We start from the raw sequence: 13251 nt of genomic DNA, 5'->3' as shown, positions 1-13251 counted from the left end.
CTGTCCTCCCTCGCGGGCCCCCCCGTAGAAACCCCCCCCCCCCCCCCCCACACCCCCCTCCCCCCCCCCCCCCCCCCCCCCGGGGCCGAGGGTCAGCGGCCGGGGGTCAGGCGGTGGACGGTGTCCAGTCGCCCAGCCAGTCCGCCACCTCCTGGTCGGCGGCCTGCGCGTCGGTGAGCTGCGGCCGGTCGCCGCTCGCCGCGCCGGAGCCAGGGCCGCTGTTCTTGTACTCGGCGAACCGGTCGTCCTTCCAGGAGAAGCCGCTCATGTCGGTCCACGGGGCGGTCCTGATCGCGGCGCTCAGGACGGTGTCGCGGACCGTGGTCTGCGGGTCGAGGCTCGCGTCGCCGCCCGCGTGCCAGGGCCGGCCGAGGTAGAAGCTGCGGTCGGAGACGTCCCCGTTCACCGTGGACCCGGCGATGAGGATGCCCTTGCGGCCGGCGGCGGTGCTGGGCGCGGTGACATAGCCGGCGGAGGTGCCGTTCCAGCGCTTCTTCAGGGTGATGACCGACTTGTGGATGACGGCGGTGGCGCGGCCGAAGATGAAGTCGACGTTGCCGACCACGTAGGAGTTGGTCATGTAGACCCGGCCGAGCCTGTCCTTCGCCGCGGTGTCCAGCAGCAGCGTGTCCTGGTCGCCGCTGACCACGACCGAGTCCAGGAACACCTTGTCGGAGGCGGTGCGCAGGGCGACGGCCTGCTGGGCGATGTTCTGGTGGGACGCCTCGTCGAAGTCGTTGGTGATGCTGAGGTTGCGGGCCTGGAAGTCGTCGGCCTCGACGGCGACGGTGGCGCTGCCGGAGGTGCCGTAGGTGCCGGAGCCGTCGGGCTTCTGCGTTCCGGAGGCGTTGTCGTAGACGATGACGGTGTCCTTGCGGCTGGAGCCCGTCCCCTGGATGGTGACGTGCGGCTTGTTCGCGGGGACCTTCACCGTCTCGCGGTACGTGCCCGGCGCAACGGCGATGACCACGCGGGATGCGTTGTTCGCGGGGACGGCGTTCACGGCGGCCTGCACGGTGGTGTACTGCCCGCTGCCGTCCTTGGCGACGGTGAGCGTGGTCGTGGCGGCGGCGGTGGCGGTGGCCCGGATACCGGGCTGGGCTCCCTGGGCCAGGGCGCCGGCCGCGGTCAGGGCGAGGGGGAGTGCGACGGCGAGGACGTTTCCAGGACTGCGGTGCCGAACCATGCGGAACTCCGTTCCGTGCGGGGGATGGGGACCGCTGATGGGTCGTCACCCCGGCCGGAAAGGTTGCCGCACGGAGGCGACCGGGCCGCGCGCGCGGGGCGGCCCGGTCACGCCGCGCCGACCACGCCGCCCACCTCACGCCGCCCACCTCACGCCGCCCACCTCACGACGCGCCGGTCACGCCGACGCGGCCGGCCACCGCTCAGGGGGCCTCGGGCGGAGCCGTCGGCGCGCCCGGCAGCCGGACCCTCGCCACCGTGCCGCCGCCGTCCGCGCGGGACAGGGCGACCTCGCCGCCCGCCTGCTGGACCGTGCGGGCGACGATCGACAGGCCGAGGCCCGAACCGGGCAGCGCGCGGGCGCTCGGGGAGCGCCAGAAGCGGTCGAAGACGTGCGGGAGTTCGTCCTCCGGGATGCCGGGACCGTGGTCGCGGACGGTCAGCACGCCGCCGCCGAGCCGCACGTCGACCGTGCCGCCCTCGGGGCTGAACTTCACCGCGTTGTCGAGGATGTTGACGATCGCCCGCTCCAGGGCGGAGGGCTCCGCCATGACGTACCAGGGCTCCAGGTCGGCCGTGATCGTCAGCTCCGGCCCGCGCAGCCGCGCCCGGCGCAGGGCCGCCTCCACGGTGTCCCGCAGCGCCACCACCTGGACCCGCTCGCCCCGCTGCCCCTCCGACCGGGACAGCTCCTGAAGGTCGCCGATCAGCGAGGCCAGTTCCGTCATCTGCGCCTTCACGGACGCCAGCAGCGCCTTGCGGTCCGCCTCCGGGAGGGGGCGGCCCGTCTCCTCGCTGCGGGTGAGCAGCTCGATGTTGGTGCGCAGCGAGGTGAGCGGGGTGCGCAGCTCGTGGCCGGCGTCCGCGATGAGCTGCTGCTGCAGCTCGCGGGAGCTGGCCAGCGAGGAGGTCATGGTGTTGAACGAGCGGGACAGCCGGGCGATCTCGTCCTCGCGGTCGTCCTCCACCGGGATGCGGACCGTCAGGTCCTCGGTGCGGGCGACGTGTTCGACGGCCTCGGTGAGCTTGTCGACGGGCCGCAGCCCCGCACGGGCGACCGCGAGCCCGGCCGCCCCGGCGCCGAGCACGCCGACCCCGGAGACCAGCAGGAGGATCAGGGCGAGGTCGTTGAGGGTGTTCTGGGTGCTCTTCAGGGGGACGGCGGCGACGAACCCGACGCTGGGTCCGGTCTCCCCGCCGGCGGTCCTGGTGGGGCCCAGCGGGCGGACCATCACGCGCACCGCGTTGCCGTTCTCGTCGGTGCCGTCGCGGAAGTAGATCCGGCCGGTGTCGGCGTTCTTGATCTGCTCCTTGTCGGCCTGGGTGACCTTGACGGCCCCGGTGGAGTCGTCGGTGACGCAGACCTTCCCGGTCTCGGTGACCACCTGGGAGTAGTTGTTCCGGAAGAAGCCGGTGCCGTTCGGGGTGGTGGAGCAGTTGTTGAGGGCCAGTTCGGCCTGCGTGATCTGCTGCGGCCCCCGCATGCCCCGCTGCAGGTCCTGGTTGAGCTGCTCGTACAGCTTCCCCTGCACGATGAACCAGCACGTCACCGACACCGCCGCGACCGCGAACGCCACCGCCGCCGCGACCAGCAGCGCCAGCCGGGAGCGGATCGGCAGGGACCGGAACCGGCGGACGACCTTGCTCACTCCGCCCCGCCCTGCCGCAGCACGTACCCCACCCCGCGCACCGTGTGGACGAGCCGCGGCTCGCCGCCCGCCTCGGTCTTGCGGCGCAGGTACATGACGTAGACGTCCAGCGAGTTGGAGCTCGGCTCGAAGTCGAAGCCCCACACCGCCTTCAGGATCTGCTCGCGGGTGAGCACCTGGCGCGGGTGCGCCATGAACATCTCCAGCAGGGTGAACTCGGTGCGGGTCAGCTCCACCGGCCGCCCGCCCCGGGTGACCTCCCGGGTGGCGAGATCCATCCGCAGGTCGGCGAAGGTCAGCGCCTCGTCCTCCTGGTCGGCGCCGGCGGCCGCGGCGTAGGAACTGCGCCGCAGCAGGGCGCGGACACGGGCGAACAGCTCGTCCAGCTCGAACGGCTTGACCAGGTAGTCGTCGGCTCCGGCGTCCAGCCCGGTCACCCGGTCGCCCACGGTGTCCCGGGCCGTCAGCATCAGGATCGGCGTCGTGTCGCCCGCGCCGCGGATGCGCCGGGCGGCGGTGAGGCCGTCCATGCGGGGCATCTGGATGTCCAGCACGATCAGGTCGGGCCGGCAGGCCGTGGCCTTCTCCAGCGCGTCGGCGCCGTCCACGGCGACCTCGGTGCCGTACCCCTCGAAGGCGAGGCTGCGCTGGAGTGCTTCGCGCACCGCCGGCTCGTCGTCGACGATCAGGATGCGCTGGGGTTCACGGTCGCCATCGGCGGGGCTCATGGGCTCGGATTCCTCGGGTGCGGTGGAACGACGGGAGCTGGACGCCTTCAGCGTCGCATGTTTCCCGGCCGGCGCGGAAAGGGCGGAGCGCGGGCGGAGCGCGGCCGGGATCAGCCGCGGGCGCCGCTGCGGCGCCGGGCGCGCGCGGCGCCGGCGCGGCGGCCGGCGGCCGGGGCGACGGCCATCTCGGGCGCCCGGACGGCCGGCGCGTGGAGGTCGTACGCCACCTCGAGGGCCAGGGTGAAGTCGGCGGCGCCGGTGCCGGCGCCCGGGTGCGGAACCTGCTTGATCATGACGTGCTCCCTCACTACGAACGGTGCCGGCCGGTGAGCGCCGGCCGGCGGGCGGTGTCAGACGGAGCCGCCGGCCCGCAGCGTGGCCAGGTCGGACTTGACGGTGTTGATCGGGATGGCGAAGCCGAGGCCGACGCTGCCGGCGCTTGACGAGGACGACTGGGAACTGGCCGAGTACATCGCGGAGTTGATGCCGACGATGGTGCCGTTCATGTCGATCAGGGCGCCGCCGGAGTTGCCGGGGTTGAGCGAGGCGTCCGTCTGGATCGCCTTGTACGTCGTCGTGGACGAGCCGGTGTCGCCGTTGAACTGCCGGCCGCCGAACTCGAACGGCCACTGCCCGTTGCCGCCGCCCTGGCTCTGACTCTGGCTCTCGTCGGTGGAGACGGTCACGTCACGGTTCAGGGCCGAGACGATGCCGCTGGTGACGGTGCCGGTCAGGCCCTCGGGGGAGCCGATCGCCACGACCGTGTCGCCGACGCTGACGCCGCTGGAGTCGCCCAGGGTGGCCGCCGTGAGGCCGGCGGCGTCCCGCAGCTTGATCAGGGCGAGGTCCTTCTTGCTGTCGGTGCCGACGACCTGCGCGGTGTACGACTTGCCGTCGCTGGTCTTGACCTTGATCGAGGAAGCCCCCGAGATGACGTGGTTGTTGGTGAGGATCTCGCCGTCGCTGGTGATGATCACGCCGGAGCCGGTCGACTCCCCGGAGCTCGAGGTGGCGTTGATCTCGACGATGCTCGGGCTGACCGCGGCGGCGATCGCGGCGATGTCGCCCTTCTTGGCGGCGGGCACCACGCTGGTGCTGCTGGTGGTGGCCACGGTGTCGTTGCCGCCGGTCAGCTCCTGGATGCCGTAGGCGGTGCCGCCGCCGATGGCCGCGGCGACGATCGCCACGGCGGCCAGCAGGGCGACCGGCCCCCGGGCCCGCTTCTTCGGCGCGGGAGCGGGCCCGGGCTCGGTGGGTGCGGCAGACGCCGGGTACGCCCCGTGGGCCGCGTGCTCGCCAGGTCCGGCGGCCGGGGGTGCGTCGAGGAGGGCGGTGCCGCCGCCACCGGTGCCGCCGCCGGTGCCGCCGCCGGTGCCGTCGCCGCCGTACGAGCCGCCGGCTGTCGCGCCGGCTGTCGCGGCTGCCGGCGTGGTGGCCTGGCCCGGCCACACCGTGGTGCCGGGCTCGACGGTGACCGGCCGGACCGGCGGCTGCGCCGGCGGCGGCGGCCACTCGGGGTTCGCGGGCGAGGAGGCGTGCTGCTGGGGGTACGCGTGGCGTTCGCCCTGGTACGGGTCGTCGTACTCGCCGCCGCGGCGGATGCTCTCGGTCATGGAACGAGCTTGTCGCTCGACCATGAGAGCCCCCTGAGCGTCCGCTGAGAAGCCCGGCAGAACCTCGTATGCCCGATATAAAGACGCTTCTCGCGGCCCGGGGGACTCTCTCAGCAGGCTCTCAGAAAGCCACGCTCACTCATTCACGCGCAGCCGCAGGACCGCCGGACGACCAGCCGGGACGGGAACACCTTCAGCCGCTCGCGCCGCGACCCCGCGACCCGCAGCCCGTCGTCCAGCACCAGGTCCACGGCGGCCCGGGCCATCGCCGAGCGGTCCGAGGCGACCGTGGTCAGCGGCGGGTCGGCGAGCGCCGCCTCCTTGATGTCGTCGAAGCCGGCCACCGCCAGCTCGCCCGGCACGTCGATGCGCAGCTCGCGCGCCGCGCGCAGCACGCCGATCGCCTGGTCGTCGGTGGAGCAGAAGACCGCGGGCGGGCGCCGGGGCCCGGAGAGGATGTCCAGGGCGATCCGGTAGGCGTCGTAGCGGTTGTACGGTGCCTCGAACAGGCGGCCCTCGGTCGGCACGCCCGCTTCCTGCATCGCGCGCCGCCAGCCCTCGACGTGGTCGGAGACGGGGTCGCCGACGGCGGGGGTCTCGGCCGTGCCGCCGACGCACGCGACGTAGTCGTAGCCGTGTTCCAGCAGGTGGCGCACGGCGAGCTGGGCGCCACCCAGGTCGTCGGTGACGACGGCGACGTCGTCGATCGCCTCGGGCCGCTCGTGCAGCAGGACCACCCGGGCGTCCCACGCCTCGATCTCGGCGGCGGCGAGGTCGTTGAGCGCGTGGCTGACCAGGATCAGGCCGGAGACCCGCATCCCGAGGAACGCCCGCAGATAGTGGACCTCGCGCTCGCTGACGTAGTCGGTGTTGCCGACCAGTACCATCTTCCCGCGCTCGGAGGCGGCCTGCTCGACCGCGTGCGCCATCTCCCCGAAGAAGGGCTGGCGCGCGTCCGGGATGATCAGCCCTATGAGGTCCGTGCGCCGGGACGCCATCGCCTGGGCGACCCGGTCGGGCCGGTACCCCAGCTCCTTGATGGCGGCGAGAACACGCTCGCGCGTGGCCGGGGCGACCGGCCGGGGTCCGTTGTTGATGACATAGCTGACGACGGCAGTGGACGTCCCTGCCAGCCGTGCTACGTCGTCCCGAGTCACCTTGGCCACTCGCGGAGTCTACGCGGAGAGACCGGGACCGGGCAGGGCGAGAAGGCGCTGAGCCGGGCTTTTGCGGGCCCGTTCGGCGCTTCCGGTGCGGGAGCTGTGCCCTGCCCGGGCGTCCGCTATGCCTCCGCCCGGACCTCCACGGCGTCCAGCGCCGCCGTCTCGTCCGTTTCTTCCGTCTTTGACCGCTCCGCCCGGGCCTTGGCCTCCTCGGCGGCCCGGTCGACCTTCTCCGGGGTAACGAATCGATAACCGACGTTCCGGACGGTCCCGATCAGCGATTCGTGCTCGGGTCCGAGCTTGGCGCGCAGGCGCCGTACGTGCACGTCGACCGTGCGGGTGCCGCCGAAGTAGTCGTAGCCCCACACCTCCTGGAGGAGCTGGGCGCGGGTGAAGACGCGGCCCGGGTGCTGGGCGAGGTACTTCAGGAGTTCGAACTCCTTGAAGGTCAGGTCCAGGACCCGGCCCTTGAGCTTGGCGGAGTAGGTCGCCTCGTCGACCGACAGGTCGCCGTTGCGGATCTCCATGGGCGAGTCGTCGTTGACGATCTGCTGGCGGCCCATGGCCAGCCGGAGCCGGGCCTCGACCTCGGCCGGCCCGGCGGTGTCCAGCAGGACGTCGTCGATGCCCCAGTCCGCGGTGACGGCGGCGAGGCCGCCCTCGGTGACCACCAGGACGAGCGGACAGCCCGGCCCGGTGGACCGCAGCAACTGGCACAGGCTGCGCACCTGTGGGAGATCGCGGCGGCCGTCGACGAGGATGACGTCGGCGCCCGGGGTGTCGACGAGAGCGGGTCCCTCCGCGGGGGCGACGCGCACGTTGTGCAGCAGCAGGCCGAGGGCGGGAAGCACCTCCGCCGACGGCTGGAGGGCATTGGTCAGGAGCAGCAGAGAACTCATACGTCTGGTTCCTCCTCGGTCCCTGCGAGGACGTTTGCGGTGCGGAACTGCTCTGCGATCCCGGGGCCCGTACACCGCGGTCACCTGTGGATTCCCGCTTCGTATACAACGCTTCCGAAAGCACAAAAGGACCCGGGGGCTACGCTGCCCGAGTCCTCTGTCCAGCAGAATAGCCCACATGAACACCGGTCCGGCAGGTCATGTGGCGCGATCCACCCTTGGTCCGCATTCCGAGACGGGCAGACGGGAACCTTTGCGTACGTTTCTGCACACGGTCGACGGGATTGCCATCGATTCCGTATACGATCCGGCCGCCGTCGTATACGACGCCTCCCGGCCGTCCGCCGGTGACCTGGTGTTCGTGGTGGCGCACGGCTTCACCGGCGACGCGGACCGGCCGCACGTGCGGCGGGTGGCCGCGGCCCTGGCCCGCCACGGCGCCGTCGTCACCTTCTCCTTCCGCGGCCACGGCGCCTCCGGCGGCCGCTCCACGGTCGGCGACCGCGAGGTGCTCGACCTGGCGGCGGCGGTGGAGTGGGCGCGCGAGCTCGGGCACACCCGCGTGGTGACCGTCGGCTTCTCCATGGGCGGCTCGGTGGTGCTGCGGCACGCGGCGCTGCACGGGGGGACGGACGCGGTGGTCTCCGTCAGCGCGCCCGCCCGCTGGTACTACCGGGGCACCGCCCCGATGCGCCGCCTGCACTGGCTGGTGACCCGCCCCGCGGGCCGTCTGGTGAGCCGCTACGGCCTGCGCACCCGCATCCACCACCGCGACTGGGACCCGGTCCCGCTGTCCCCGGTGGAGGCGGCGGCGAAGATTCCCCCGACGCCGCTGCTGATCGTGCACGGCGACCGGGACGGCTACTTCCCCCTCGACCACCCGCGCACGCTGGCCGCGGCCGCCGGCGACGACGCCGAGCTCTGGGTGGAGCACGGCATGGGCCACGCCGAGAACGCGGCCGGCGACGAACTGCTGTCCCGCATCGGGGACTGGGCGGTCGCCCGGGCGGGCTAGCCTGAGGTGTCCACCGCCGACTGATTGAGGAACGGATGCCAAAGGTCACGGTGCGCTACTGGGCCGCCGCGAAGGCCGCGGCCGGGGTCGCCGAGGAACCGTACGAGGCTCAGACGCTGGCCGGGGCGCTCGACGCCGTGCGCGGGCGACACCCCGGCGAACTCACCCGCGTGCTGCGGCGATGCTCGTTCCTCGTCGACGGTGATCCCGTAGGCACCCGCGATCATGAGACGGTACGGCTGGCCGACGGCGGCACGGTCGAGGTGCTCCCGCCGTTCGCAGGAGGGTGACGATGACCGACCAGCAGCCGTACGACCCCGGGTACCAGGGGTACGACCCGTACCAGCAGGGTCAGCAGCCGCATGCGCAGCCGCAGCAGCAGCCGCAGGCTTGGCCCGGGCAGCAGGGGTACCAGGGCGCCGCCGGGTACGAGGACCCGGACGCGCTGCAGTACACGCAGCAGTGGCAGGGGCAGACCTGGGAGACCCAGCTGCAGCCGCCCGTCGCCGCGGTGGACGCGGCCGAGACGGCGTACCTGCCCCCGCAGGCGCCCGACGGGCACCCGCCGCACCACCCGGCGCCCCAGGACCGGGCAGCGGCCGGGTACGGCTATCAGCAGCACCAGGCCCATGCCCAGGCTCCGGCGTGGGACCGTCAGCCGCAGCCGCAGCCGCAGCCGCAGCCGCAGCCGCAGCCGCAGCCGCAGCCGCAGGCCGCCCAGCCCGTCGGCCTGGCCGGACCCGCTGGCCACGCCGGACCCGCCGCGCCCGAGCCGGAGGGCGCCCCCGGCTACGGTCCCGCCACCCTCGCCGGCAACTCCCGCATCACGGACGCCCAGCGCGCCCGCCTGGAGGGCCGCTCCCCGGTCATCGAGCCCGGCGGGCAGCCGGCCGCGCTGACGGCGCTGCTGGGGCTGCTGCTGTCGGGAACGGCGGCGATCGGCTCCTACGCCCTCCTCGTCCCGCTCGTCGCCCTGCAGGCGGTCACCGCGGCGGGCTGGTTCCGGCTCAACGGCATGTGGCCGGCCCGGCAGGGCATCGCGCTGGCGTTCCTCGGCGCGCTGGTCGCGGACGCGGCGCTGCTCGCGGCGGGCCGCGAGCACGGCCCGGCCACGATACTCGGCACCATCGGCGTGTGGGTGCTGCTCTCCCTGGTGCTGCAGCTGCGCTCGCACGCGGACCCCGACGAGCGGATGTACGGCCTGATGGCGACCGTCGTCTCGGCGGCGCTGTCCATCCTGGCGGCCGGTTACCTCGCGGCCGGTGCGGACGCGGTGTCCGTCGGGGCGGCCGCGGTCGCGGTGGCCGTGCTGGCCCGCGCCCTGCCGCTGCCCACGCCGGTGTCGGTGGCCGTCTCGCTGCTGGCGGCGGCGGGCGCGGGCATCGCGGCCGGCGCGATCACGGACCTGGGCGCGAAGGGTGCCCTGCTGGGCGCGGGCGCCGCGGCGTGCGCGCTGATCGGGCACCGGGTGGCGAGCTACGACTACCCGTCGCGCTTCGTCCACTTCACGGCGGGCGTCGCCCTGCCGCTGACGGCGGCGGCGCCGGTGGTTTATGTGCTCGGACGGGCGCTGGGGTAGCGCCGCCCCCCTTGTCACAGCTGATCCACAATTGGCGGGCGCGCGCCCGTCCCAGGGTTAGTCTCGCGCCAGACGGCCATCCGGGTCGTCGGTGACCGGCCTGGTGGATGACCGCCGAAGTGGGGGAAACACACGGTATGCGCGCCCTGCGAATACTTCTGATCGTCGTCGTGATCCTGGGCGGCCTGTTCGTGCTCGTGGACCGGGTGGCGGTCTACTTCGCCGAGAACGAGGCGGCGGACAAGCTCAGGACCACCGAGAACCTGGCCTCCACCCCGGACGTTTCCATCAACGGCTTCCCGTTCCTCACCCAGGTGGCGTCCGGGGAGCTGGACGACGTCCAGGTCGGCATCAAGGGCTACCAGGCGGACACCGGCTCCACCGCCGCCGGCGCCCCGAAGACGATCCGCGTCGACGACATCGACGCCCACATGAAGGGCGTGCGGTTCTCCGGCGACTACAGCTCCGCCACCGCGGCCACCGCCACCGGCACCGCCCTGGTCTCCTACGACGAGCTGCTGAAGGCGGCCAAGTCCGAGCCGACGCAGATCATCCCGGGCATCACCGCCCAGGTCGTCGGGCTGTCCGACGGCGGCAACGGCAAGATCAAGGTCGAGGTCAAGGTGCGGGCGGCCGGTGCGGAGCAGACGTACCCGGTGCTCAGTTCGGTGACCGTGGAGGGCTCCACGGTCAAGGTGCACGCCGACTCGCTGCCCAAGCTGGTGGTGCAGCTCGCCGAGTCCCGCATCCGCGCGATAACCGACTTCCAGCAGACGATAGACCAGCTGCCCGGCGACGTCAGGCTCGACAAGGTCGAGGCGGCGAAGGATGGCGTGGAGATCACCGTGAAGGGTTCGAACGTCAAGCTCGCGGGGTAGTGACGCGGGGCCTCGCGCGGCCGGAACGCGGGGCCTCGCGCGGCGGAACGCTGGACCTCGCGGGGACGGGACGAGCGACCATGCGGACCCACGCCGTCCGAAGGGCGAGACGCGGCCGTCCGCCGCACGGCCGCGACGGCGGACGCACCGGGTCGAAGGCCGTACGGCGGCCGCCCCGGCGCCGGTCCGCCCCGACAGTAATCTCACATCCCGGACGATGACGTCTCATCATGCGACACGCCGGTGACATGTCCCGCAGTCCGTCCCTACGATCGTCACCATGAAGCGACAGGCGGATCTCACGAAGCGGCGGGCAGTAGACCTGTGCCGCGTCGCCGCCATGCTCTGTCGCACCTTCTGAGCGGAGAGCCCAGACCTCCGCGTTCCCCCGCCCTGTGTCCAGGGCATCCGTGCGCCGCCGCCGCGACGAAGCGGGCGTGCGCACGCCTTGCAACCCGTACTTGCACTCGCACTCGCACGCCCCGCCGCAACTGCCCCGGAGGAGACACATGAGCCGCAGCGACGTCCTGGTAGACGCCGACTGGCTGCAGGACCACCTGGACGACCCGACGATCGCCATCGTCGAGGTCGACGAGGACACGTCCGCCTACGAGAAGAACCACATCAAGAACGCGATCCGGATCGACTGGACCCAGGACCTCCAGGACCCGGTCCGCCGTGACTTCGTCGACCAGGAGGGCTTCGAGAAGCTCCTGTCGGAGAAGGGCATCGCCAACGACCACACGGTCGTCCTCTACGGCGGCAACAACAACTGGTTCGCCTCGTACGCCTACTGGTACTTCAAGCTGTACGGCCACGAGAACGTCAAGCTCCTCGACGGCGGCCGCAAGAAGTGGGAGCTGGACGCCCGCGAGCTGGTCGACGGCTCCGAGGTGCCCGAGCGCGCGAAGACCGAGTACCAGGCCAAGCCGCAGGACGCCTCCATCCGCGCCTTCCGCGACGACGTCGTGGCCGCGATCGGCACGCAGAACCTGGTCGACGTGCGTTCGCCCGACGAGTTCTCCGGCAAGCTGCTCGCCCCGGCCCACCTGCCGCAGGAGCAGTCGCAGCGCCCGGGCCACGTCCCGAGCGCCCGCAACATCCCGTGGTCGAAGAACGCCAACGACGACGGCACGTTCAAGTCGGACGACGAGCTGAAGGCCCTCTACACCGACGAGAACGTGGACCTCGCCAAGGACACGATCGCCTACTGCCGCATCGGCGAGCGCTCGGCCCTGACCTGGTTCGTCCTGCACGAGCTGCTCGGCGTCCAGAACGTCAAGAACTACGACGGCTCCTGGACCGAGTACGGCTCCCTCGTCGGCGTGCCGATCGAGCTCGGCGCCGCCAAGTAGGACCGCCCCCTTTCAACCGCCCCCCTTTCAAGACCTCTGGAGAAGCACATGTGTGGAGCGAAGGCCGGCGGCCCGGACGCCTCGACGATCAAGCCCGGTGAGACCACCATCCAGGGCCAGGTGACCCGCGACGGCGAGCCCGTGACGGGCTACGTCCGCCTCCTGGACTCGACCGGCGAGTTCACCGCGGAGGTCCCCACCTCCGCCACCGGACAGTTCCGCTTCTACGCGGCCGAGGGCACCTGGACCGTCCGTGCCCTGGTGCCCGGCGGCACCGCCGACCGCACGGTCGTCGCCCAGCAGGGCGGCCTGGCGGAGGTCGCGATCGCGGTCTGACACCGCGCGCCGGAGCTGGGGCCGCACCCCTCGGGTTGGACGCCTGGGTGCGGCCCTTCGGCGTGTCCGGAGCCGTGTCCGGACCTACCCTGGAGACATGTACGCGCGCCGACGGCACGTCTACTTCGCGATGATGGGCATCTGCGTCGCGCTGTTCGTCCTGGCCTGGGGCGTCGTCCGCATCTGGTCCGTCCCGGCGGCCGTGGCGATGTGCGTGGTGGCGATGGTCATCCCCCCGGTCGCCGCGATGGTCGCCAACCGCCGCGGCCCGGAGGACCGCTGGTGGGACGACCCGTCCGGCGACCCCACGTCGGACGAGTGGTGGGACGAGCTGGACGGCAAGAAGCGTCCGCGGTGACGGCCGGTCCGGCGGCTCAGTAGACGAGCGCCTGCGTCTCGTCCGCCAGGGCCTCCTGGACGAAGACCTGGGCGCCCGCGATGCGCACGCCCTCGATGACGTCCCGCTCCGTGATGTCCCGGCGGGCCGCGCACTGCGTGCACAGCGTGACCTTGCCGCCCGCGAGCAGGGAGTCGAGCAGGTCGGGCAGCGGGGCGGCGTGCGGCAGTTCGAACTCGGCGGCCCGGCCCGGCAGGGCGAACCACGCCGACTCACCGGTCAGCCACAGGGAGACGTCGACGCCGCTGGCCACGGCCACCGCCGCCACCGTGAACGCCTGCGAGCAGCGTTCGGGGGCGTCGGCCCCCGCCGTCACCTTGATCACGAGTTTCTTCGCCATGGCCGAATCGTAATCAACGCCCCCACAACTCGAGCCGCGGGTCATGAGTCTCCTGTGAGCACGCACGCATGTGGCATGCGCGCTTCACGTTTCTTGTGGGGGACGTCTTGGAAG

15 protein-coding genes and 1 pseudogene are annotated in these 13251 nt (G+C 72.5%); 8 read left to right on the top strand and 8 right to left on the bottom strand.

The features are described from left to right. Positions 1–106 precede the first annotated feature (106 nt). The 7 genes and pseudogenes from ACZ5GT_RS33290 to ACZ5GT_RS33260 form a co-directional block, all read right to left on the bottom strand. Positions 107–1081: pseudogene (locus tag ACZ5GT_RS33290) on the bottom strand (pectinesterase family protein); the annotation flags it as partial. A gap of 307 nt (positions 1082–1388) precedes the next feature. Next, on the bottom strand, positions 1389–2834 hold the full coding sequence (locus tag ACZ5GT_RS33285) for a HAMP domain-containing sensor histidine kinase (protein WP_469033828.1): 1446 nt from the start codon (positions 2832–2834) through the stop codon (positions 1389–1391). Continuing rightward, positions 2831–3562 carry a response regulator transcription factor gene (locus ACZ5GT_RS33280; RefSeq protein WP_469033826.1) on the bottom strand — a complete coding sequence of 244 codons (732 nt, stop codon included), beginning with the start codon at positions 3560–3562 and terminating at the stop codon, positions 2831–2833. The genes ACZ5GT_RS33285 and ACZ5GT_RS33280 overlap by 4 nt, the downstream gene beginning before the upstream one ends. Positions 3563–3672: 110 nt before the next feature. After that, complete coding sequence (locus tag ACZ5GT_RS33275; protein ID WP_469033823.1) at positions 3673–3855, bottom strand: hypothetical protein; 183 nt, start codon at positions 3853–3855, stop codon at positions 3673–3675. Between the two features lie 57 nt (positions 3856–3912). Beyond that, entirely contained in the window at positions 3913–5175 is a 1263-nt protein-coding gene (locus ACZ5GT_RS33270) for a S1C family serine protease (protein ID WP_469033819.1), read from the bottom strand. Positions 5176–5318: 143 nt separating this feature from the next. Then, on the bottom strand, positions 5319–6341 hold the full coding sequence (locus tag ACZ5GT_RS33265; RefSeq protein WP_469033816.1) for a LacI family DNA-binding transcriptional regulator: 1023 nt from the start codon (positions 6339–6341) through the stop codon (positions 5319–5321). Positions 6342–6457: 116 nt separating this feature from the next. Further along, on the bottom strand, positions 6458–7237 hold the full coding sequence (locus tag ACZ5GT_RS33260) for a winged helix-turn-helix transcriptional regulator (RefSeq protein WP_469033814.1): 780 nt from the start codon (positions 7235–7237) through the stop codon (positions 6458–6460). Positions 7238–7415: 178 nt separating this feature from the next. On the opposite strand from ACZ5GT_RS33260, the gene ACZ5GT_RS33255 reads away from it, so the two are divergent. The 8 genes from ACZ5GT_RS33255 (at position 7416) to ACZ5GT_RS33220 (ending at position 12758) form a co-directional block, all read left to right on the top strand. Then, entirely contained in the window at positions 7416–8252 is an 837-nt protein-coding gene (locus ACZ5GT_RS33255; RefSeq protein WP_469033811.1) for an alpha/beta hydrolase, read from the top strand. Positions 8253–8287: 35 nt separating this feature from the next. After that, positions 8288–8542, top strand: a complete 255-nt coding sequence (locus ACZ5GT_RS33250) for a MoaD/ThiS family protein (RefSeq protein ID WP_469033809.1) — start codon at positions 8288–8290, stop codon at positions 8540–8542. Between the two features lie 2 nt (positions 8543–8544). Then, a complete protein-coding gene (locus ACZ5GT_RS33245; RefSeq protein WP_469033807.1) occupies positions 8545–9831 on the top strand; it encodes a hypothetical protein in 1287 nt (428 codons plus the stop codon). Between the two features lie 137 nt (positions 9832–9968). After that, positions 9969–10709 (top strand): LmeA family phospholipid-binding protein, encoded by a 741-nt coding sequence (locus ACZ5GT_RS33240; protein WP_469033805.1) that lies wholly within the window; start codon positions 9969–9971, stop codon positions 10707–10709. A gap of 280 nt (positions 10710–10989) precedes the next feature. Beyond that, a complete protein-coding gene (locus tag ACZ5GT_RS33235) occupies positions 10990–11070 on the top strand; it encodes a putative leader peptide (protein WP_350310325.1) in 81 nt (26 codons plus the stop codon). 148 nt (positions 11071–11218) lie between these two features. Further along, the gene (locus ACZ5GT_RS33230; RefSeq protein ID WP_469033802.1) at positions 11219–12064 is read left to right on the top strand and encodes a sulfurtransferase; all 846 of its coding nucleotides are present in this window, start codon (positions 11219–11221) and stop codon (positions 12062–12064) included. A 48-nt stretch (positions 12065–12112) separates the two neighbouring features. Continuing rightward, positions 12113–12400, top strand: a complete 288-nt coding sequence (locus ACZ5GT_RS33225) for a DUF1416 domain-containing protein (protein ID WP_004986406.1) — start codon at positions 12113–12115, stop codon at positions 12398–12400. Positions 12401–12497: 97 nt separating this feature from the next. Beyond that, the gene (locus tag ACZ5GT_RS33220; protein WP_469033799.1) at positions 12498–12758 is read left to right on the top strand and encodes a DUF3099 domain-containing protein; all 261 of its coding nucleotides are present in this window, start codon (positions 12498–12500) and stop codon (positions 12756–12758) included. Positions 12759–12774: 16 nt separating this feature from the next. Here ACZ5GT_RS33220 and ACZ5GT_RS33215 read toward each other — a convergent pair whose 3' ends face one another. Beyond that, on the bottom strand, positions 12775–13137 hold the full coding sequence (locus ACZ5GT_RS33215) for a DsrE family protein (RefSeq protein WP_469033797.1): 363 nt from the start codon (positions 13135–13137) through the stop codon (positions 12775–12777). Between the last annotated feature and the right edge of the window lie 114 nt (positions 13138–13251).

This window comes from Streptomyces sp. NPDC031340 (assembly GCF_055569945.1).
Note: the sequence above shows the minus strand (reverse complement) of the source record. Positions and strands in the feature narration are given on the sequence as shown.

Excerpts from the sequence above, each read along its gene's own strand:
- ACZ5GT_RS33280 (WP_469033826.1), bottom strand. The coding sequence starts at position 3,562 with ATGAGCCCCGCCGATGGCGACCGTGAACCCCAGCGCATCCTGATCGTC.
- ACZ5GT_RS33275 (WP_469033823.1), bottom strand. The coding sequence starts at position 3,855 with ATGATCAAGCAGGTTCCGCACCCGGGCGCCGGCACCGGCGCCGCCGAC.
- ACZ5GT_RS33270 (WP_469033819.1), bottom strand. The coding sequence starts at position 5,175 with ATGACCGAGAGCATCCGCCGCGGCGGCGAGTACGACGACCCGTACCAG.
- ACZ5GT_RS33260 (WP_469033814.1), bottom strand. The coding sequence starts at position 7,237 with ATGAGTTCTCTGCTGCTCCTGACCAATGCCCTCCAGCCGTCGGCGGAG.
- ACZ5GT_RS33255 (WP_469033811.1), top strand. The coding sequence starts at position 7,416 with ATGAACACCGGTCCGGCAGGTCATGTGGCGCGATCCACCCTTGGTCCG.
- ACZ5GT_RS33250 (WP_469033809.1), top strand. The coding sequence starts at position 8,288 with ATGCCAAAGGTCACGGTGCGCTACTGGGCCGCCGCGAAGGCCGCGGCC.
- ACZ5GT_RS33245 (WP_469033807.1), top strand. The coding sequence starts at position 8,545 with ATGACCGACCAGCAGCCGTACGACCCCGGGTACCAGGGGTACGACCCG.
- ACZ5GT_RS33240 (WP_469033805.1), top strand. The coding sequence starts at position 9,969 with ATGCGCGCCCTGCGAATACTTCTGATCGTCGTCGTGATCCTGGGCGGC.
- ACZ5GT_RS33235 (WP_350310325.1), top strand. The coding sequence starts at position 10,990 with ATGAAGCGACAGGCGGATCTCACGAAGCGGCGGGCAGTAGACCTGTGC.
- ACZ5GT_RS33230 (WP_469033802.1), top strand. The coding sequence starts at position 11,219 with ATGAGCCGCAGCGACGTCCTGGTAGACGCCGACTGGCTGCAGGACCAC.
- ACZ5GT_RS33225 (WP_004986406.1), top strand. The coding sequence starts at position 12,113 with ATGTGTGGAGCGAAGGCCGGCGGCCCGGACGCCTCGACGATCAAGCCC.
- ACZ5GT_RS33220 (WP_469033799.1), top strand. The coding sequence starts at position 12,498 with ATGTACGCGCGCCGACGGCACGTCTACTTCGCGATGATGGGCATCTGC.
- ACZ5GT_RS33215 (WP_469033797.1), bottom strand. The coding sequence starts at position 13,137 with ATGGCGAAGAAACTCGTGATCAAGGTGACGGCGGGGGCCGACGCCCCC.